Below are 19,128 nucleotides of genomic sequence, written 5' to 3' on the forward strand. Positions count from 1 at the left end.
TTTAATCAGGCGCAGGTAAAGTCGTAACATGAAATTCAGCAGTATGAGTGAAGGCGACATTGTTGTTGAACTGTGCCGGAGAATCAAAGAAGCACGCATTCAGCAGCGGCTGTCGCAGGTTGATTTGGCCGAACGCGCCGGGTTGGGTATCGCCACCATTAAACGCGCAGAGTTGGGTGAATCGATAACCTTGAGCAGCCTGCTGTGTATTCTGCGCGGTTTGAACCGCCTGCATCAGTTGGAAGGCGTGTTGTTTGATGCGGATGTCACCGCCTTCCATGCGCAAATCAGCGGAGAGAAACAGCGCACGCCGATGCGTATTCGCAAGAAAGCCTCAGCATTCCCGCCGCAAGCCCATAGCGCACCCGCCGCAGTGAAACCGGTCGCGAACAGCACGGTGGATTGGTACATTTCGGCGGCGGAAAACAACATTATCTGGTCGCGTCCGGAAAACGAGAAAAAGTCGTGAGGCAATAGCCTGTCACTCTGGTATCCATTCGGGCTCTTTCGTATTTCCCCGTCATTCCCGCGCAGGCGGGAATCTCCTACAGGCTAAACGCGTTCCCGCTGCCAGAGATCCCCGGCTTTCGCCGAGGATGACGTGAATGTGAGCTGAGGACGATAAGGCGATACCGCGTTATTCGCACAGCACCACTTTGATCGCCAGTCCACCGCGTGAGGTCTCGCGGTATTTGGCGTTCATGTCCTTTCCGGTTTCGTACATGGTCTCGATCACCTTATCCAGCGAGACGCGCGGTTCGCTGGTACGACGCATCGCCATGCGTGCGGCATTGATGGCTTTGACCGCGGCGATGGCGTTACGCTCGATACAGGGCACCTGCACCTGACCAGCCACCGGATCGCAGGTTAATCCCAGATTGTGTTCCATGCCGATTTCAGCCGCGATGCACACCTGCTCCGGATTGGCACCCAGCAGCTCCGCCAGCCCGGCCGCCGCCATCGAGCAGGCAACCCCCACTTCTCCCTGACAGCCAACTTCCGCTCCAGAGATAGAGGCGTTCATTTTATACAGTACGCCAATGGCACCCGCCGCCAGAAAATAGCGCAGATAGGATTCCTGCGTTACCGGTTGGACAAACTGGTTGTAGTAGGCCAGCACGGCGGGAATGATGCCGCATGCGCCGTTGGTTGGTGCCGTCACCACACGTCCACCGGCGGCGTTCTCTTCCGAGACCGCCATGGCGAACATGTTTACCCAGTCCATGGCATCCATGGGATCTTTAGAGAAACGATCGTTGATAAACAGCAAACGGTGCAGTGCCGAGGCGCGGCGCGGAACGCGCAGCGGGCCGGGCAGAATACCTTCGGTATTCATGCCGCGATGGATGGCGTTTTGCATGGTTTGCCACACGTCGGCAAAGTAGTGCTCGATAGCCTCACGTCCGTGCAGGGCAATCTCATTCTTCATCACAATCGCCGACAGAGACAGGCAGTGATCGTGGCAGTGTTGCAGCAGCTTTTGCGCGGAATAGAACGGGTAGGGCGCGCTCTCTTCCGTGGTCAGCGTCTTGCCGAAATGCTCCTGATCGACAACAAAGCCGCCGCCGATGGAGTAATAGGTTTTGCTGTGCAGCAAGGTTTGCTGTTGGTAGGCACGGATCGTCATGCCGTTTTCGTGCAGCGGCAGGTTTTCCGCCTGAAAACGCAGAGCGGTTTCCAGCGGAAAGTCCACCTCATAGTCGCCCCCCAGCAGAGGCAGGCGCTGGGTCTCTTTTACCCGTTGAATAAACGCCGGAATGCTGTCGATATCCACGCTGTCCGGCAGATTTCCGGCCAGCCCCATAATGATGGCGATATCCGTATGGTGTCCTTTGCCGGTCAGGGAGAGCGAACCGTACACGTCCACCACGATATGGGTGACGGAAGCGATAAGTGACTGGCTGACTAACTCATCGGTAAACATTTTGCCCGCTTTCATCGGCCCGACGGTATGCGAACTCGACGGCCCAATACCAATTTTGAAAATCTCGAATACGCTGACCATGGCGATTTCCTCTAACAAGATGCTGGCAGCACCAAGGCGTTGCCAACAGATTCCGTCATCAGGTGTGCCAGGAGGCGGCCGGCAACCTATGCCGACCGTCTCCTGACATCAGTGAGGGGAACAGGGAAGCGGCCTAGTGCCGCTTCTGAGTGGGATTAATGCAGGCTATAGACGATGGCGGTAATGGCGATCAGACCCATCACGGTAACGAATACGTTACTGATCTGTCCGCTGTATTGCTTCATTGCCGGGACTTTCTGAATGGCGTACATCGGCATCAGGAACAGCAGGCAGGCGATAACCGGGCCACCCAGCGTTTCAATCATGCCCAGAATGCTGGGGTTGAGCGTGGCGACAATCCAGGTGGTCACCAGCATAAACAGCGCCGTGATGCGGTTCAGTTTGGCGTGACCGATGGTTTTACCGCGGCTGCGCAGCGATTTGATTATCATGCCGTTAAAGCCTTCGCCCGCTCCCAGATAGTGGCCGAGGAACGATTTGGAGATAGCGATGGTGGCGATAACCGGTGCCAGATAGGCCATGACCGGGTTATTAAAGTGGTTGGCCAGGTAAGACAAAATGGAAATGTTTTGCGTTTTGGCTTCCATCAGTTCCGTGGGTGACAGGCTCAGCACACAACTGAACACAAAGAACATCACGGTCAGCACCATCATGATATGGCTGTAGGAGAGGATGCGGGAGCATTTCGGCTCGGCATCGTCGCCATACTCTTTACGCTTGGCAACGGCAAACGAGGAGATGATCGGTGAATGGTTAAAGGAGAATACCATTACCGGGATCGCCAACCACAGGGTAGACAACAGTCCATTGCCGGTTGCGCTGCTGGTGAATGACATATTATCAAAAATCGCTAAATTCCAATGCGGAACTAAATAAAATGCCAGCAGCATCAATACCATGACAAAAGGATAAACCAGAATGCTCATGGCTTTTACAATCATGGCTTCGCCAAAGCGAACGATAAACATCAGGCCCAGAATTAATACCAGGGACAGTATGGCACGCGGCGGAGACGGTAAATGAAGTTGGTGAGTGATAAAACTGTCTACCGTATTGGTAATGGCAACGCTATAAACCAACAGAATAGGGTAAATTGCAAAAAAGTAGAGCAGTGTGATTAATTTTCCTGCGCCGACACCGAAATGTTCTTCGACCACTTCAGTAATATCTTCACCGCCTTTTTTACCGGATAAAACAAATCGACACAGTGCGCGGTGTGAGTAATATGTCATCGGGAAAGCAATAATTGCCATAATTATCAATGGAATTAATCCACCAATACCGGCGTTGATCGGCAGGAACAGCACGCCCGCGCCAATGGCTGTGCCATACAGGCCGAGCATCCAGACGGTGTCGCTTTTATGCCAACCAGAAGCGGGTGCGACGATCGCACCGCTTTCTTGAATTGTGCTCATAATGGGTTCTCCTTGGTGAACACAGTTTGCAAATCATGTCAATATTGGCAACGGCACCAACATTGTATAAATAATAAACATCCACGCGTTTTTATAACGCAATCGTATGTTAGAGAGTCAATACTGATTGTGGCGGCATTCTATATTGAGGCGGTCAGCGAATAATATTGAGACGATCACAGAAATGAATTGACGTGTTTTAATTTTATCAAAATTCGGCCATAAATAAAATATCAATGATGATACTTTACGTTATTTATTTATAAGGTCTCTTATTTGATACTTTAACGTAATAATTATGCCAAATAATAACCAATAGCACTGTTGCTAATAAATAGCGTTAATTCACCAGCGATTAATAATAAACCTAATAATCCATATGTCACGCCAAAATAAGACCATAAAAAAAATAGGGATTTATGGTTTGCTTACCCAACAGAGGGGGATAGTGCGGGAATGCACTTCCCACCGCGTAACGCCACACGGTGGGAAGCGTACAGTGGTTAAAGCGTTGCTTGCGCCCACTGCAAGCCGGAGTGATAGGCTTCAGGTAACAAGGGCACCAGTGCCTGTAACGTGTGTTGTAGCTGAGCGCGATCGCTGTGCGTCAGGTTCAGGTGGCCTACTTTACGCCCTGGGCGAACGTCTTTGTCATACCAGTGCAGATGAACCAGCGGCAGTGCCAGCCAGGCGGGATTAACGTCTGTGCCGATCAGATTGATCATAACGGCCGGTGCATCAATCACCGGTTTCGGTAACGGCAGATCCAGGATGGCGCGCAGGTGCAGTTCAAACTGGCTGATGGACGCGCCATTTTGCGTCCAGTGGCCGCTGTTGTGCACGCGGGGGGCCAATTCATTGATCAGTAAACGATCGCCCACGATAAAGCACTCCATCGCCATCACACCGACGTAGCCGAGCGCATTCATGATGGCAGCAAGCATGGTTTCCGCCTGTTGCTGCATGCGCGCATCCGGTTGCGGCAGCGCAACGCTGGCACGCAGAATGCCCTCTTCATGCAGATTGTGCGTCAGCGGATAAAACACGCAGTGTCCATCCGTACTACGCGCACCCACCATCGACACTTCACCGGAAAAGGCGATGCCCTGTTCCACGATGCATTCGCCGTAGCACTCTTGCGGCAGGGTCGCTGCGGTGTCGTGACGCAAACGCCACTGGCCGCGGCCGTCATAGCCACCCACGCGACGTTTGACGATCGCCAACTCGCCCAGTCGGCTAAAGACGCCGGGCCACTCTTGCTCTGAAGCCAGTAACTGCCAGGGGGCGGTAGGCAACTGCAACGAATCCAGCAACTGTTTCTGCGTCAGGCGATCGGCCAGGCGCGGAAAAATATCACGGTTAACAAAGGCTGCGTGCTCAGCCAATTCGCGCGTCAATGCGGTTTCCGGCCAGCGTTCAATCTCGGCGGTGATGACCGCGTGATGAAACGGCACGGATTCCGGTTCGGCATCCAGTCCCACCGGATAGACGGCAATCCCCAAGGGTTCACCGGCCTGACGTAACATTCGGCCCAGTTGGCCGTTTCCTAATACGCAAACGGGCTTCATGCCTCCTCCTGCGGATCGGGATGTGCCAGTACCTCATCGGTTTGCTGTTGACGCCAGGCGGCAAGGCGAACCGCCAGCTCGCCATCGTGCAGCGCCAGAATCTGTGCGGCGAGCAGGGCAGCATTGGCGGCACCGGCTTTGCCGATGGCCAGCGTGCCTACCGGGATGCCACGCGGCATTTGCACAATGGAGTACAGGCTATCAACGCCGCTCAATGCTGCACTCTGAACCGGCACACCCAGCACTGGCACCAGCGTTTTCGCTGCCAACATACCGGGCAAGTGCGCTGCTCCGCCTGCGCCCGCAATGATCACATCAAACCCGTTTTGTGCGGCTTGCTCTGCAAAACTAAACAGTTTGTCCGGCGTGCGGTGCGCTGAAACGACTTCGGTGTGAAAGGGAACAGCGAGTGTGGTGAGAATTTCCGCAGCAAACTGCATCGTAGCCCAGTCACTCTTTGAACCCATGACGATGGCAATTTTTGCCGGGGCAGCGTTGGATGACATGCCTGTAGTGCTCCTGTGATATGACGTATTGAGACGCATGGCTGCGTCGGCCAGAAAACGAATGACGCTCTGGCTGGAGGGCGCAGATCATACCATGAGCGTTCGGGAAGGAAAACGGTTGCGTAGGGACAAATCGCAGTATTATTGCCGTTAACGGCATCACAGGTTTGCTACAAAAGGCGGCGAAAAAGCGGAGAAAATCAGAAGGGAAAGGAAATCAAGGCGGTATCGTCAGCCGTGACTTTTATCATCCATCCTTGCTCATGCCAGGCACCCAGCACCGCGCGTTGCGCTTCGCCGCTTTGGGTTATGACGGTGTGTATGGCGGGTCGGTGGGTATGGCCATGAATCAGGGTGTTGACGTTATACGCCTGTAAACACGCCTGCACCGCCTGTTGATTGACATCCATGATCTGCTGCGACTTACTCTGGTTTGCCTGCTGACTGGCTGCACGCATTTTTGCCGCCACCTTGAGACGCAGGCGCAGGGGTAAACGCAGGAACAGCCACTGGATGACGGGATTGTGCACCCGGCGGCGATATTTCTGATAGGCCGCGTCGTCAATGCACAGGGTATCGCCGTGCATGATCAGGACCCGGCGTCCATCGCACTCCACTACCTGCTCGGCGGGGAGCAGCGTCATGCCTGCCTGCGCGGCGAAATGCTTGCCCAGCAGGAAGTCACGGTTGCCGTGAATGAAGTAACAAGGGACACCGCGTTGATGTAACTGACGCAGCGCTTGCGCGACACTGGCATGCAGCGGCTGCGGATCGTCATCGCCAATCCAGGCATCGAACAGATCGCCCAGGATGTAGAGCGCGTCCGCCTGCGGGGCATCACGCTCCAGAAAACGCAGAAAACCGGCGGTGATCGCCGGTTCATGTACGTTAAGATGCAGGTCGGCAATAAACAGTGTTGCCATGCTGCTGCGATTACTCGCTGACAGTCACGTGGGTAATCACCACATCTTCTTTAGGAACGTCTTGATGCATGCCGCTGCGGCCGGTTGCCACGTCTTTGATCTTGTCAACCACGTCCATGCCATCAGTCACTTCGGCAAACACGCAGTAGCCCCAGCCGTCTGCACGTTCTGAGCGGAAGTTGAGGAAATCGTTATCCACCAGGTTAATAAAGAACTGTGCGGTAGCGGAGTGCGGATCGTTGGTGCGTGCCATAGCCAGCGTGCCGCGGGTGTTTTTCACGCCGTTATTGGCTTCATTGGCGATAGGCGCTTCGGTGGCTTTTTGCTGCATACCCGGTGCGAAACCACCGCCCTGGATCATGAACCCATTGATCACACGGTGAAAGATGGTGTTGTCGTAAAAACCGTTACGGCAGTAGTTTTCGAAGTTTTCCACAGTAGCAGGCGCTTTGTCTGCAAACGTATTAATGACGATGTCACCGAAGTTTGTATGTAATGTAATCATGATGAGTAAACCCTGATAACCAGAAGGACGAGACACGAGCCGCCGAGCAGCTCTGCCTGCACAAAGGCTGAATAACCAAGGCGCTCTTATAGCATAACTGGCTGCGCGAGTCAGTATGACGAGGGAACTATTCGCCGGGCAAATGTGGACCGTTTGGTTAAAAAGTAACACAGTGTCAATAAAATTGACAATATGTCATACATTTGCATTATTTTATTGAATAAAAATTTTCTTGTTGTAGATCAAACATTACTTATTTGGAGGTAGGATTTGCAATCAAGTCAGATTAGTCTTAAATGATTCGTATTACTGAGTTTACTAACAATACTAACAGGTGAATCATGCTGGGCTTAATCAATCGTGTACTGGATAAACCCGATGCAGGCAAACTGCTGCTGCGTCTCGCTTTTGGCATTTTGTTGATTTTTCATGGATGGCACAAAGTTGTTGATGGAGTGGGTGCTATCGCGGGCATGCTGACCAATGCGGGATTACCGACGTTTATTGCGTATGGCGTCTTCGCTGGTGAAGTGGTTGCTCCCATTTTGTTGATTCTCGGCATTCTGACTCGTCCTTCCGCCTTAGTGGTTGCGGGCACCATGGTGGTTGCGCAGTTCCTGGCGGCTCCAGCGGGCTTTGTTTCGTTGGCGAAAACCGGTGCCTGGGGCGCTGAACCGACGGCGGTGTTCTTCTTTGCCGCATTGGCTATCGCGCTGTTGGGCAGCGGGAAATACTCAGTGATGAGTAACCCGAATTTGCGCTAACGCCGCTTCGGTTTGCAAGCAGTAACACGAGACCCGGCACGCCATTGCCGGGTTTCTGTTTTTTTAATCCTTGTCAATTATCTTCCTATTACGCTGTCTCAGTCTTGCAATAGCCCGAGGTTCAGGTTTCAATACGCTGCTGGGCTTGCTGAACCCGCCTTTATGGCGTTGTTCCGTTGGCTGCGCATACTCCACTTCTCCCGCGAATATCATGGAATGTTTTGATGTTAAAGATTTTTAATACGCTGAGTCGCCAAAAAGAGGAATTCAAACCCATTCATGCCGGGAACGTGGGCATGTATGTATGCGGCATTACCGTGTATGACCTGTGTCATATCGGTCACGGGCGTACTTTTGTGGCTTTCGATGTGGTTGCCAGGTATTTGCGCTATTTGGGGTACTCGCTCAAGTATGTGCGTAACGTAACGGACATCGACGACAAAATCATCAAACGTGCCGCAGAGAATGGAGAGAGCTGCGAACAGCTGACCTCGCGCATGATCGCCGAAATGCACGCTGATTTTGACGCGTTAAACATTTTACGCCCCGATCTGGAGCCGCGTGCCACGCACCACATCGCCGAAATCATCGAACTGGTGGCGCAGCTTATTGCGCGTAAGCATGCCTATGTGGCCGGCAACGGTGATGTGATGTTTTCTGTCGACAGTGCGCCGGGTTACGGCGTGCTTTCTCGCCAGGATCTGGAACAGTTGAAAGCGGGTGCGCGCATTGAGATTGCGGAAGTGAAACGCAATCCGATGGATTTTGTGCTGTGGAAAATGTCCAAACCCGGCGAGCCGCACTGGACATCTCCGTGGGGCGAAGGGCGTCCCGGCTGGCACATCGAATGTTCCGCCATGAACTGCAAACAGCTTGGCGAGCATTTTGATATTCACGGCGGTGGTTCCGATCTGATGTTCCCGCACCATGAGAACGAAATTGCCCAGTCGACCTGCGCCCATGACGGTCCCTACGTCAACTACTGGATGCATTCCGGTATGGTGATGATCGATCGCGAGAAGATGTCTAAATCGCTCAACAACTTCTTTACCGTGCGCGATGTGCTGAAGTATTACGACGCGGAAACTGTGCGTTACTTCCTGATGTCTGGTCATTACCGCAGCCAGTTGAACTACAGCGAAGAGAACCTGAAACAGGCTCGTGCGTCTTTAGAGCGCTTGTACACGGCGCTGCGCGGTACCGATGCGGCGGCGACGGCGCAAGGGGGCGAGGCGTTTGAAGCGCGTTTCCGCACGGCCATGGACGATGACTTTAATACGCCGGAAGCTTACTCGGTGTTGTTTGACATGGCGCGCGATGTCAACCGCCTGAAAGCGGAAGATGCGGTGGCCGCCGATGCGCTGGCAGCCGCGTTGCGCCGTCTGGCGGGCGTGTTGGGGCTGTTGGAGCAAGACCCGGAAGCTTTCCTGCAAAGCGGTTCTCAGGCGGATAATGATGAAGTGCAGGAGATTGAAGCCCTGATTCAACAGCGTAACGACGCGCGTCAAGCCAAAGACTGGGCGCTGGCCGACGTAGCGCGTGCGCGCCTGACGGAAATGGGGATTGTATTAGAAGACGGCCCACAGGGTACGGTTTGGCGTCGTAAGTAACGCTACTGCACGTAACGTGTTACTGCACTAAAAAATTCGCCCGCGAACGTTTACCGTCGCGGGCGATTTTTATGGGGTCAAACGACGGGCTGTCGCTTAGGGCGCTACAGTGACCGATTGCCCGGCAAAGGTGACCCGTTGACCGGCAATGATTTTGCAGCGTTTGCGCGTTTCTACCTGGCCGTCAACGGTGACGCCACCGTCAGCAATGGCGGCTTTGGCGGCAGCGCCGCTTTCACTCCAGCCAAGCAGTTTAAGCAGATCGCACAGTTCAACGTGCGGGTGTTTATCGAGATGAAAAGTTTCCATAACATCCTGCTGTAAGAAAGAAAAAGGCGCGCCTGAGCGCGATGTTAACGTGATGCGTTAACCGTATTCAGTGCTGTCACGCGTTGCCGTCGTGGTACTCTTCGCAGGCTTGCAGCGTATTTTGAATCAGGGTGCCAACGGTCATCGGGCCAACGCCGCCGGGTACCGGTGTTATTAGCGACGCGCGCTCCTGCGCGACGGAAAACTCTACGTCGCCCACCACTTTGCCGCTGTCCAGGCGATTGATGCCAACATCGATCACGATGGCGCCCGGTTTAATCCACTCGCCGGGGATAAAGCCCGGTTTGCCCACTGCCACGATCAGCAGCTCGGCCTGCTCAACGTGTTGGCGCAGGTTCTTGGTAAAACGGTGGGTGACCGTGGTGGTACAACCTGCCAGCAGCAGCTCCAGACTCATCGGGCGGCCAACGATATTGGAAGCTCCCACCACCACGGCGTTCAAGCCGAACATGTCCACATTGTAGCGTTCCAGCAGCGTGATGATGCCGCGCGGCGTGCAGGCACGCAGTAGCGGGTCGCGCTGACACAGACGGCCGACATTGTAGGGGTGGAAACCGTCCACGTCTTTATCGGGTGCGATGCGCTCGATGACTTTGGTGTTATCAATGCCTTCGGGGAGTGGCAGCTGAACCAAAATGCCATCAATGGCGTTGTCGGCATTAAGTTCATCAATTAGCGCCAGCAGCGCGGATTCGGTGGTGGTAGCGGGTAAATCATAAGAGCGTGAGACAAAGCCCACCTCGTCACACACTTTGCGTTTGCTCGCGACGTAAATCTGTGAGGCGGGATTATCGCCGACTAACACAACCGCCAGCCCTGGCGCACGCTTGCCCTCGGCCAGACGTTGCTTGACGCGCGCACAAACTTCATCCTTCACTTGCTGCGCAATCGTTTTACCATCAATAATCTTCGCTGCCATCTCTCTGGAAATCCATCAAATAAAACTACGGGGGATGGAGCTATTTTGTCAGAAGCAACGCGCGCTGTCAGGCTCTGTATCAATATAAATTCGTCCGCACCTGACCGCTGTTGGCTTCTTCCGCCGCAATTTCAACGCGATTTCTGCCGTTATTCTTGGCCTGATACAACGCTTTATCTGCGCGATTAATCACGCTCTCCGGTGCCTGAGCCGGTGTGGTACCGACAAAAAGATAGACGCCTGCACTGGCGGTGACGACTTTTTCATCCAACGTGGTGAGTTCATGGGGGATGCGCTGGTGTCTGATGGCTTCCAGCGCCCGCTCCGCGAAGGCCACGGCGCCTTCTTCCGTCACATCCATCAGAATGATGACAAACTCTTCGCCGCCGTAGCGTGCAATCAAATCCTCCTTGCGGCGCGGCATACTGCTTAACGCATGGCTCACGGTTTGCAGACACTTGTCACCCTCGACATGGCCGTAATGGTCGTTATATTTCTTGAACATATCGACATCGAGCATGATAAGCGCTATTCGTTTTCCGGAAAGGGCCGACTGCGCGATGGTCTCTCGCAGGAAAATATCAAACTGCCGTCGGTTTGCCAGGCCGGTGAGGCCATCCAACAGCGCCAGCGTTTCCAGCGTGTGATTCATCGCGGTGAGCTGGTCGCGCACTTTAGTCAGGTCGATCTGGTTCTTCTCATTGATGTTGATCTGCTTAAGCACGATCGCGCCCATGCTGCTCATGATCAGCAGCAAGGTAAGGGCGATAGCGGTATAAATGGTGGAGTCGACTTTCCAGTTGGAGAGCACCTGGGTTTTGTTATAACCCGCCGCAATCACAATCGGGTAGCGTTTCAGCCGGGTATAGCCATAGATGCGCTCAACGTGGTCAACGGCGGAATAGAAGGTGGCCGTACCGCTGGCGGATGTTTTCAGATGCTCCACAAACAGCGGGCTTGCGGATACATCGCGATTAATTTGTGAATCATCAAAAGGACGCCCATACAGGATATGCCCGTCCGACAGCAAAATGGCTAATACGTCAGTCTCGCCCATCGAGTAATAGCCGTAATAGAGTTTGAAATAATTGATAGAGATGGTGGCGAGCAGCACGCCTGCAAAACTGCCATCACCATTATTCAAACGCATCGAAACCGGAATAATCAGATCGTCAGTGGTGCGGCTACGGATGACATTACCAATATACAAACTGTTACTGGGATTATTTTGATGATATTTGAAGTATTCGCGATCGGAGTTATTGGCATTTTTAGGCGTGTAATCCGCGGCGTTTACCAGCCAGTGTCCTGAAGCGTCATAGATAAAGATGCCGTGTAGTTGCGGCAGCGTTGATTTACGATTTTTCAGCGTTTGTTGCAGACGGGGCAGTTGTTGCCCACCAAACCCATCCTGTTCAATGCGTTCATTGAGATCCTGGAGCAACAGTTCCACTTGCAAGAAGGTGTCTTCGGCGTGACGTGAAAGCGAAAGAGATAAGTTATCCGCCTGCTTTTCGGTGGCTTCAAGGGTGCGTTGATAGGAGTTAAAAACCACCCATCCATTAAGTATGACCACGGCCAGAATAATAAAAAGGATAAAACCTGCCATCAGGTTTTGCAGAGACGGTGATGTGCGTTGTTCTGTCGACTGCGCGCGTGTATTCATGCAATGGTATCCCTTGTCCCCCATGCTGACATGTCCGCATTACTTATCCATGTCAGTAAAGTATCCCGCGAAAAGAGAATTTCTCTGCCCCGATAAGTCTATGTTAATGATTTTAAATGGCAGCATAGAAAAACGCAGGATGCGAATACACTAAGTGTAGCCGTGTTATTAAAAAGCGAGTCTTAAGTGGTGTTTTTTTAATAACGGGCGGCATGATTTGCCGCCCGTTGTGATTATTCAGCCTTATTTTTCTGAACGCAGCCTGACGATAAGGCACATAACGCTGGCGAGTGTGGCAAGCAGGGTGACGCCCGGCCAACCGGCGATCGACATCGCTTTGGCACCCAGTGCCGATCCTGATGCCATGCCGATAAATACGCCGGTAAACAGCAGGGCGTTGAGCCGACCACGTGCCTGAGCGTTCAAACTGTAAACCAGCGTCTGGTGGGAAACCAATGCGGATTGTAATCCCAGGTCAAAACCCACGGCGGAAAGCGCAATCAGGGCCAATTGACCGTGCAGCGGCAGTGCAGGTAACAGAAACAAGGCGGCAAAAGAGATGGCCGAGAGCGCCGCGCCTAACTGTGTGACTTTTCCTGCGCCAAAACGATCCGACAGGCTGCCTGAGAGTGGGGCGGCCAGTGCCCCGGCGGCCCCTGCCAGACCGAAGGTACCGGCGACGGCGCTGCCCAATTGGTAATGCTGTTCCAGCATCACCGCCAGCGTTGACCAGAATGCGCTAAACCCGACAGAGAGCAGCCCTTGCGCCAGTGCCGCACGGCGCAGTGCCGGATAGCTGCGCCACAGTTGCAGCATAGAGCGCAGTAAACCTGGGTAGCTCAAGGCCGAGTGTTGCGCAAAGGCAGGCAGAATACGCCACAGGGCAACACCGATAATCGCGATACTGACGGCGGCCAACTGGTACATAGCCCGCCAGCCAATGTATTCACCCACCACGCCGCTCACGGTTCGAGACAGCAGTATCCCGATCAACAAACCGGTCATGACGGTGCCGACATTTTTTCCCTGTTTTCCCGCTGGGGCCAAAATGGCCGCGACGGGCACGATATCTTGCGCCAGAGTGGCGGCCATACCGAGCAGCAGGCTGGAAAGCCACAGTGCGGTTGGCCCTGTCACCTGACTACACAGCCAGAGCATGGCAGTCAGCGCCGCGCTTTTAACGGCAATGATCTTACGCCGATCGTAGCGATCGCCGAGCGGTAATAAAAGCAGGATGCCGAGCGCATAACCGATTTGCGTCAACGTGGGCACCAGCCCCATGCCATCAAGTGTCAACTGCAAGTCATGACCTATCTGCGGCAGAATCGGTTGAACATAGTAAATTGATGCCACGCTGAATCCCGCGCCAATGGCAAGGATGAGCGTCATCAGGCCGGAAAGGGTCGGCTGTGCGACGCTTTCGCTCTCGGTGTTTGATATGGTCGACATGTGAATTTCCCCGTTGTGCTGTCGTGTTGGGGCGTATTGTTCAGCAATGTGGCGTCGCGTTGTAGCCGGATAAGTGGTAAAACAGTTATACGTATCGCGTATGAGTGATGGCATAGTGAGCAACATAGATCGTATAGAATTGATGCAGACGCTGACGCGCATTATTGAAAGTGGTTCTCTGTCGGCAGCGGCGCAGCAGATGGGGACGACTCAGGCGACCATCAGCCGCCGTTTGCAAGCGCTGGAGCAGTTGCTGAATACCAAGCTTCTGCTGCGCACTACCCATGCCATGAAGCTGACGGATGACGGTGAGCGCTGTTACCAACACGCGCGATCGCTGATCGCCGCCTGGGAGGCGCTAGAGGACGATTTGAAAGGGGCGGATGCTGAACCCACGGGCGTGCTTCGGGTGCGTGCTCCGCATGCGTTTGGTCAGGAACAGCTTATTGCGCCGCTGACGCAATTTCTCAATCAGTACGGGCAACTCTCCGTGGAGTGGATGCTGAACGATAAATCACCGGATTTTATTGCCGACAATATTGACTGTGCGATACACGTTGGGCCAGCCACCGATCCGGCGACGGTTGCCACGCGTTTAGCGGAGGTGCCGCGTATCATCGTGGCCTCTCCCACGCTGTTGGCTCAGGCTAAGAACGCCATTGAAGATATTGATGCTTTGGCGGCGTTGCCCTGGATCGCCATCCGGCAGTTTTATCACTACGATGTGACGTTGTCCCACAGTGAAACCGGGCAGAGCGAGCACTTTTCCATTGTTCCACGGCTCACGTCAGACAGTCTGTATGCCGTGCGTCAGGCCGCATTAAGCAGTATTGGCGCGGTCATTATTTCGGCCTGGCTGGTGGAGGATGACATCCGCTCCGGTCGGCTGATTCATGTGTTACCGCAGTGGCAAGCCTCACCACTGCCGGTTTTCTTGCTCTACCCTTATGCCAACTACTATCCCGCACGGCTGCGCAAATTTTTGGCGTTAATGCGCGATGCCATGCCGGGATTAGTGGGAATGCGTAAACCCGAATTCCGTTAGCGTACCTCTGCCAGCAGCGGGGTATCATTCAGCGCGCCTGTCAGTTCACTGATATGGCGAATGCCCTGCTGTTGACAGTAGTGGTGCAGGTCATCGAGCAGCGTAATCATGGTTTGCGGTTGGATAAACGTTGCTGTGCCCACCTGTACGGCACTCGCCCCTGCCAGCAGGTAGGCGATGGCATCTTCCGCGTTGGAAATACCGCCGCAGCCGATGATGGGAATGGAAATATGTTTGTGGCACTGGTAGACCATGCGCAGCATGATGGGCTTGATGGCCGGGCCGGAGAGACCTCCCATGATATTGCCCAGCCGAGGTCGCCTGCTGTGGATATCAATACTCATGCCCAACAGCGTGTTACCCACCACCACCGCATCCCCCCCTTCGTTTTCTACCGCCTGCGCCACGGCGGCGACATCCGAGGTATTCGGCGTCAGTTTGGCCCAGAGCGGCAGGGAAGTCGCCTGACGCAACGCCTTGATCACTCGGGCGGTTGCCACCGGTTCAATGGCGAAGGCGCGCCCATCCTCTTCAATATTGGGGCAGGAGATGTTGGCCTCGATAGCGGCAATGCCCGGCACTTCGCTCAGGCGCGCTGCCAGGGTGGCAAACTCCTGTGCAGTCGGTGCGGATATGCTGGCGATCAGCGGCGGCGCATAGCGCTGATAAAACGGCAGCGTATGTTCAATAAAGTCCTCAACGCCTTTACTGGGAATACCAATGGCGTTGAGCATGGCCGAATCCAGCTCACACACACGCGGCAGCGGGTTGCCGCTGCGCGGGTGCAGCGTGAAGGTTTTGGTGACGAAAGCGCCAAGGCGATTAAAGTCAATCACGTCGGCCAATCCTTCGGCAAAGGTGCCTGACGCGGGCATCACCGGATTTGCCAGACGCAGTCCGTTAATATCGACGCTCAAATCCGTCATAACACCACCTCATGCAGCGGAAATACCGGGCCGTCGTAGCACACGCGTTTATCGCTGAGCGCGTGGCTCTCTTTATCGCGCATGGGACGAACGCAGCAGTAGCACATGCCCAAACCGCACGCCATCTGCTGTTCCAGTGCGGCTTCGCCGCTGAATCCCAACTCCTGTGAGAGGCGTTGCAACAGGTGAATCACGCGGGATGAACCGCAGGTATAGACGGCATCGATCGGGCGCTGCTGGTGCACGGCGCGAATGCGTTGCTCAACCTGGGCCATGGCGCTGGAGCCATCACTGTCCGTCACTTCGATAACAGTGGCACCGCTGGCGAGAAAACGCTGCTGCGACATCAAGTGCTCAGGATCGCGCGCACTCAGCAGGGCGGTAACCTGAACATGATGCGCCGCCGCGTGCTCGGCCAGCGGTGCCAATGTTGCCAGACCGACGCCGCGCCCGGCGACCAGAATATGGCGATGGCCCGGTTGCAGCGTGAAGCCGTTGCCCAGCGGACCCAGCACATTCACCGCATCCTGTGGGCGCAGCGTCGACAAACCGCGCGTTCCGGCACCGACCACTTTATACAGAAAATCGACATAGCCCTGCTCCGCATTGGCAAACCAGGTGCTCATCGGGCGGCGGAAAAACGGTTTATCCTGCTCCGTTTGCGGGCATTGCAGGTTAAAGAATTGGCCCGGTTTCACCTGTGCCGCAAGCGCATCGACACGCACGCGCAGATGTTTATATTCATCATTGACCCATTCATTACTCAGCACGCTGGCGGCATTTTCGCGTGCGGTACTTCCTCTACGGGAACAGGCACGCGCGGCATCGTCACGCATTGTCATAAAAACTCCGGTGATATAGATAAAATAAATTTCCCTGGCGCGGTGTAAAAAAGAGAAACCAATCCGCGCATAATGTTTTCGCCCTGGTGTGGCGTTGTATTTATGAGTTACCGCTATAATGAAGCGCCATCACGGTATTCTCCGCGGGTGGCTACATTTGTCAGTCAGAACCGTTGATGATAAAATAATGCAAATTATTCAGTGGCCTGGAATCATGAACCTCACGTCGATCGATTATTTGGCTATTGGGCAACGGTTGCGTGCATACCGGATTGCCGCGTCGCTTAATGCGGAACAGATTGCTGCCGAACTGGGTATATCGCGTGCGGCGGTATACCGTCTGGAAAAAGGCGAAATAAAAAAGATCGAAACCCTTGAGCGTCTGGCGCAGTGCCTGAATACCACTGTCGAGACGTTGCTGGGCGTGGGCATGGAGTATTATCCCCATGCCAGCGGCTTCTTTGAGAGAATGCGCCAACTTGAAGAGGGCTCTACGCGTATTTATTCTCACTTTGAACCGTTCTCCTATCTGCTCACCTCAGAAAAATACGATGCCTACCTGCAACAGATGTTGCTGGAAACCGACAGCACGACGGTGCAGGGCGACAAACTTGACCCGAAGTCATTACAAACGCTGGCTATCCTGTCGGAACGTAAATCCCACCTGAATACCCATTTGCCGAAAATTCATAACCTGATCGGTATTCAGCACATCGAGAAATTTATTCATCTCGGGCTGGTGGGTTCCCTGAATATTTCACCCAGTACGCGCATGGAGCGTGTGCTGGCGGCGCGTCAGGAAGTGAAATACCTGCTCCAGGTATTGGAAGAGAAAAAGGATATCGTTCAGGTAGCCATCACCAAACAGACCATCCCTTCTTCTACCTTCCAGATTTTCTATAACGACAGTGAGGCGCTTTCGGTGGCCTCCAGCCCTTTCCGTTTGGGGGAATTACCCAATATCAGCGCCGGGGTGGCGTGGGTTTCCTCATCAAAAGAGGCGATTCACCACCATCAATCCCTGTTCGATGCGCTGTGGGAAAATGCCGCCAAAGGGGAAGATGCCCTGCGTTTGTTACGTGATACCCTCGATCGCTACTGATGACGCGCTCTGTTGTTTCTGCTTCAGGCGTTGGCTAACCGCGCCAGCGTGTTTTTCAATACCGTGGCGGCCAGTGCGATATCCTGCGGTGCCGTGTATTCCGCCGGGTGGTGGCTGATGCCTTCCCGAGAAGGCACAAACAGCATCGCCGTGGGGTAGTGACTGGCCATGTACATCGCATCGTGCCCGGCACCGCTCGCCATGCGCATGCTGGTAATCCCCTCTTGCGCGGCGCTTTCTTCTAACACACTGCAAATCGATTTATTCAGCAGCGTCGGGGTTTCAGCGGCCAGCGATTCCAGCGCAATCTGCACATCGTTCTCTTTCGCCACTTTGCTGACGGAATCGGCCAGACGATCCGCTACCCGTTGAATGCTGTTTTTATCGATGCCACGAATATCAACATAAAACTTCACCAAACCGGGGATCACGTTCATCGCGTTGGGCGACACGTCCAGTTTGCCGACGGTGCCAACGGTGCCATAGACCATCTCTTTACAGGCTGCATGGTGCACGTCTTCAATGATCATGGCGCTGGCGACCAGAGCGTCATGACGCTGGTACATCGGCGTGGCACCGGAATGGTCGGCAAGACCGGTTACGGTCACGCGAAAGCGCGTTGGTGCCGCAATGCCTTCAACAATTCCGAGGGTTTTTCCTTCGTTTTCAAGGCGGCGTCCTTGTTCAATGTGCAGTTCGATAAAGGCGTCGTAGCGTGCGGGTGCTAGCTCACAGCTGGTGAATTCATGCTCGGTATAACCTGCCGCGCTCAGTGCCTGAAATACCGTTAATCCTTGATCGTCGGTGTTTTTCATCCACGCGCTACGATCGATGTGCCCGGTCAGCACTTTGCTACCGATACAGGAAAAACCAAACCGGCTCGACTCTTCAGCACGGAACACCACCAGTTCCAGGCTGCGTTTTAGCTCGCCGGGTTCGAATTGCGCCAGGGCATACAGGCCAGCGATCACGCCCAGCGTGCCGTCGTATGCGCCCCCGCTCGGCACGGAGTCAATGTGTGAACCGGTGCCAATCGCGGGAAGCGAACGGTCATGACCGGGCAACCGCGCGAATATCGTGCCCATCGCGTCCCGGCATACCTCAAGCCCCTGCGTCGCCAACGTGTCGGCCAGATAACGGTGCGCCGCCTCGTCCTCCCGGCTGAAGGCGAGACGCGTGACGCCATCCTGACCGTGGGTGGTGGAAAATTGGCGTAATTCTTCCAGCAACACCGTGATGTCTTCTGTGGTGAAACGGGGCGGCATAGGGACTCCTGATCCTCTGTACTGTCAGCCATTACCGGTTAACCCTAAGGGCCAACCACGTTGGTAAACCTGGGCTGATGTTATGGTTTTTAGTGTTGCTCGTTTTTTTAATGCTCGTCAATATGATTGTCTAAAAATTTAGACAAAAATCGAAATGTGCTAGTAGGGGATTTAGCAATAAGCTGTTTTTAAGAAAGTATTTGTTTGTGGTAATAAGAAAAAACGATGGGTGATGTTCGTTTGTGTCAATTTTTAGATATCCATTGC

18 protein-coding genes are annotated in these 19,128 nt (G+C 54.1%); 5 read left to right on the forward strand and 13 right to left on the reverse strand.

The window, feature by feature from the left end; genetic code table 11:
* Positions 1–28: 28 nt before the first annotated feature.
* Positions 29–469, forward strand: coding sequence for a helix-turn-helix domain-containing protein (locus J5067_RS14005; RefSeq protein ID WP_264643572.1), 441 nt, complete (start codon positions 29–31; stop codon positions 467–469).
* A gap of 168 nt (positions 470–637) precedes the next feature.
* On the opposite strand, the gene J5067_RS14010 is transcribed toward J5067_RS14005, so the two are convergent.
* The 6 genes from J5067_RS14010 to ppiB form a co-directional block, all read right to left on the reverse strand.
* Positions 638–2,005 carry an L-serine ammonia-lyase gene (locus tag J5067_RS14010; RefSeq protein ID WP_264643571.1) on the reverse strand — a complete coding sequence of 456 codons (1,368 nt, stop codon included), beginning with the start codon at positions 2,003–2,005 and terminating at the stop codon, positions 638–640.
* A 155-nt stretch (positions 2,006–2,160) separates the two neighbouring features.
* Complete coding sequence (locus J5067_RS14015) at positions 2,161–3,441, reverse strand: HAAAP family serine/threonine permease (protein ID WP_264643570.1); 1,281 nt, start codon at positions 3,439–3,441, stop codon at positions 2,161–2,163.
* 503 nt (positions 3,442–3,944) lie between these two features.
* Complete coding sequence (purK, locus tag J5067_RS14020; protein ID WP_264651372.1) at positions 3,945–5,009, reverse strand: 5-(carboxyamino)imidazole ribonucleotide synthase; 1,065 nt, start codon at positions 5,007–5,009, stop codon at positions 3,945–3,947.
* Positions 5,006–5,515 (reverse strand): 5-(carboxyamino)imidazole ribonucleotide mutase, encoded by a 510-nt coding sequence (purE, locus tag J5067_RS14025; protein ID WP_264643568.1) that lies wholly within the window; start codon positions 5,513–5,515, stop codon positions 5,006–5,008. The genes purK and purE overlap by 4 nt, the downstream gene beginning before the upstream one ends.
* Before the next feature lie 200 nt (positions 5,516–5,715).
* On the reverse strand, positions 5,716–6,438 hold the full coding sequence (locus J5067_RS14030) for a UDP-2,3-diacylglucosamine diphosphatase (protein WP_264643567.1): 723 nt from the start codon (positions 6,436–6,438) through the stop codon (positions 5,716–5,718).
* Between the two features lie 10 nt (positions 6,439–6,448).
* Positions 6,449–6,943, reverse strand: a complete 495-nt coding sequence (ppiB, locus tag J5067_RS14035) for a peptidylprolyl isomerase B (RefSeq protein ID WP_264643566.1) — start codon at positions 6,941–6,943, stop codon at positions 6,449–6,451.
* Between the two features lie 341 nt (positions 6,944–7,284).
* Here ppiB and J5067_RS14040 point away from each other — a divergent pair, with 341 nt between their 5' ends.
* Both J5067_RS14040 and cysS read left to right on the forward strand, forming a co-directional pair.
* Positions 7,285–7,707: a DoxX family protein gene (locus tag J5067_RS14040; protein WP_195316028.1), complete on the forward strand. Its 423-nt coding sequence runs from the start codon at positions 7,285–7,287 to the stop codon at positions 7,705–7,707.
* A gap of 224 nt (positions 7,708–7,931) precedes the next feature.
* Positions 7,932–9,317: a cysteine--tRNA ligase gene (gene cysS / locus J5067_RS14045; protein WP_264651373.1), complete on the forward strand. Its 1,386-nt coding sequence runs from the start codon at positions 7,932–7,934 to the stop codon at positions 9,315–9,317.
* Between the two features lie 96 nt (positions 9,318–9,413).
* Here the strand turns inward: cysS and ybcJ are convergent, their stop codons facing one another.
* The 4 genes from ybcJ to J5067_RS14065 form a co-directional block, all read right to left on the reverse strand.
* Positions 9,414–9,626 carry a ribosome-associated protein YbcJ gene (gene ybcJ / locus J5067_RS14050; RefSeq protein ID WP_264643564.1) on the reverse strand — a complete coding sequence of 71 codons (213 nt, stop codon included), beginning with the start codon at positions 9,624–9,626 and terminating at the stop codon, positions 9,414–9,416.
* Positions 9,627–9,702: 76 nt separating this feature from the next.
* On the reverse strand, positions 9,703–10,566 hold the full coding sequence (gene folD / locus J5067_RS14055) for a bifunctional methylenetetrahydrofolate dehydrogenase/methenyltetrahydrofolate cyclohydrolase FolD (protein ID WP_264643563.1): 864 nt from the start codon (positions 10,564–10,566) through the stop codon (positions 9,703–9,705).
* Between the two features lie 79 nt (positions 10,567–10,645).
* Positions 10,646–12,232, reverse strand: coding sequence for a sensor domain-containing diguanylate cyclase (locus J5067_RS14060; protein WP_264651374.1), 1,587 nt, complete (start codon positions 12,230–12,232; stop codon positions 10,646–10,648).
* A gap of 243 nt (positions 12,233–12,475) precedes the next feature.
* On the reverse strand, positions 12,476–13,621 hold the full coding sequence (locus J5067_RS14065) for an MFS transporter (protein ID WP_264651493.1): 1,146 nt from the start codon (positions 13,619–13,621) through the stop codon (positions 12,476–12,478).
* Between the two features lie 160 nt (positions 13,622–13,781).
* On the opposite strand from J5067_RS14065, the gene J5067_RS14070 reads away from it, so the two are divergent.
* On the forward strand, positions 13,782–14,726 hold the full coding sequence (locus J5067_RS14070; protein WP_264643561.1) for a LysR family transcriptional regulator: 945 nt from the start codon (positions 13,782–13,784) through the stop codon (positions 14,724–14,726).
* On the opposite strand, the gene J5067_RS14075 is transcribed toward J5067_RS14070, so the two are convergent.
* Positions 14,723–15,652, reverse strand: coding sequence for a dihydroorotate dehydrogenase (locus J5067_RS14075; RefSeq protein WP_264651375.1), 930 nt, complete (start codon positions 15,650–15,652; stop codon positions 14,723–14,725). The genes J5067_RS14070 and J5067_RS14075 overlap by 4 nt on opposite strands.
* Positions 15,649–16,494: a dihydroorotate dehydrogenase electron transfer subunit gene (locus J5067_RS14080; protein WP_264643559.1), complete on the reverse strand. Its 846-nt coding sequence runs from the start codon at positions 16,492–16,494 to the stop codon at positions 15,649–15,651. The genes J5067_RS14075 and J5067_RS14080 overlap by 4 nt, the downstream gene beginning before the upstream one ends.
* A gap of 214 nt (positions 16,495–16,708) precedes the next feature.
* On the opposite strand from J5067_RS14080, the gene J5067_RS14085 reads away from it, so the two are divergent.
* Positions 16,709–17,596: a helix-turn-helix domain-containing protein gene (locus tag J5067_RS14085; RefSeq protein WP_264643558.1), complete on the forward strand. Its 888-nt coding sequence runs from the start codon at positions 16,709–16,711 to the stop codon at positions 17,594–17,596.
* 23 nt (positions 17,597–17,619) lie between these two features.
* Here J5067_RS14085 and J5067_RS14090 read toward each other — a convergent pair whose 3' ends face one another.
* Entirely contained in the window at positions 17,620–18,861 is a 1,242-nt protein-coding gene (locus J5067_RS14090) for a Zn-dependent hydrolase (RefSeq protein ID WP_264651376.1), read from the reverse strand.
* Positions 18,862–19,128 lie beyond the last annotated feature (267 nt).

The organism is Candidatus Symbiopectobacterium sp. NZEC151, from assembly GCF_025962655.1.
Lineage (GTDB): Bacteria > Pseudomonadota > Gammaproteobacteria > Enterobacterales > Enterobacteriaceae > Symbiopectobacterium.

What these genes read in the sequence shown, in the direction of transcription:
- purE (WP_264643568.1), bottom strand. Translation starts at nt 5,515, where the DNA reads ATGTCATCCAACGCTGCCCCGGCAAAAATTGCCATCGTCATGGGTTCA.
- J5067_RS14080 (WP_264643559.1), bottom strand. Translation starts at nt 16,494, where the DNA reads ATGACAATGCGTGACGATGCCGCGCGTGCCTGTTCCCGTAGAGGAAGT.
- ppiB (WP_264643566.1), bottom strand. Translation starts at nt 6,943, where the DNA reads ATGATTACATTACATACAAACTTCGGTGACATCGTCATTAATACGTTT.
- J5067_RS14005 (WP_264643572.1), top strand. Translation starts at nt 29, where the DNA reads ATGAAATTCAGCAGTATGAGTGAAGGCGACATTGTTGTTGAACTGTGC.
- J5067_RS14085 (WP_264643558.1), top strand. Translation starts at nt 16,709, where the DNA reads ATGAACCTCACGTCGATCGATTATTTGGCTATTGGGCAACGGTTGCGT.
- J5067_RS14030 (WP_264643567.1), bottom strand. Translation starts at nt 6,438, where the DNA reads ATGGCAACACTGTTTATTGCCGACCTGCATCTTAACGTACATGAACCG.
- J5067_RS14075 (WP_264651375.1), bottom strand. Translation starts at nt 15,652, where the DNA reads ATGACGGATTTGAGCGTCGATATTAACGGACTGCGTCTGGCAAATCCG.
- J5067_RS14065 (WP_264651493.1), bottom strand. Translation starts at nt 13,621, where the DNA reads ATGACGCTCATCCTTGCCATTGGCGCGGGATTCAGCGTGGCATCAATT.
- folD (WP_264643563.1), bottom strand. Translation starts at nt 10,566, where the DNA reads ATGGCAGCGAAGATTATTGATGGTAAAACGATTGCGCAGCAAGTGAAG.
- J5067_RS14070 (WP_264643561.1), top strand. Translation starts at nt 13,782, where the DNA reads ATGAGTGATGGCATAGTGAGCAACATAGATCGTATAGAATTGATGCAG.
- J5067_RS14040 (WP_195316028.1), top strand. Translation starts at nt 7,285, where the DNA reads ATGCTGGGCTTAATCAATCGTGTACTGGATAAACCCGATGCAGGCAAA.
- J5067_RS14060 (WP_264651374.1), bottom strand. Translation starts at nt 12,232, where the DNA reads ATGAATACACGCGCGCAGTCGACAGAACAACGCACATCACCGTCTCTG.
- J5067_RS14010 (WP_264643571.1), bottom strand. Translation starts at nt 2,005, where the DNA reads ATGGTCAGCGTATTCGAGATTTTCAAAATTGGTATTGGGCCGTCGAGT.
- cysS (WP_264651373.1), top strand. Translation starts at nt 7,932, where the DNA reads ATGTTAAAGATTTTTAATACGCTGAGTCGCCAAAAAGAGGAATTCAAA.
- ybcJ (WP_264643564.1), bottom strand. Translation starts at nt 9,626, where the DNA reads ATGGAAACTTTTCATCTCGATAAACACCCGCACGTTGAACTGTGCGAT.
- J5067_RS14015 (WP_264643570.1), bottom strand. Translation starts at nt 3,441, where the DNA reads ATGAGCACAATTCAAGAAAGCGGTGCGATCGTCGCACCCGCTTCTGGT.
- purK (WP_264651372.1), bottom strand. Translation starts at nt 5,009, where the DNA reads ATGAAGCCCGTTTGCGTATTAGGAAACGGCCAACTGGGCCGAATGTTA.
- J5067_RS14090 (WP_264651376.1), bottom strand. Translation starts at nt 18,861, where the DNA reads ATGCCGCCCCGTTTCACCACAGAAGACATCACGGTGTTGCTGGAAGAA.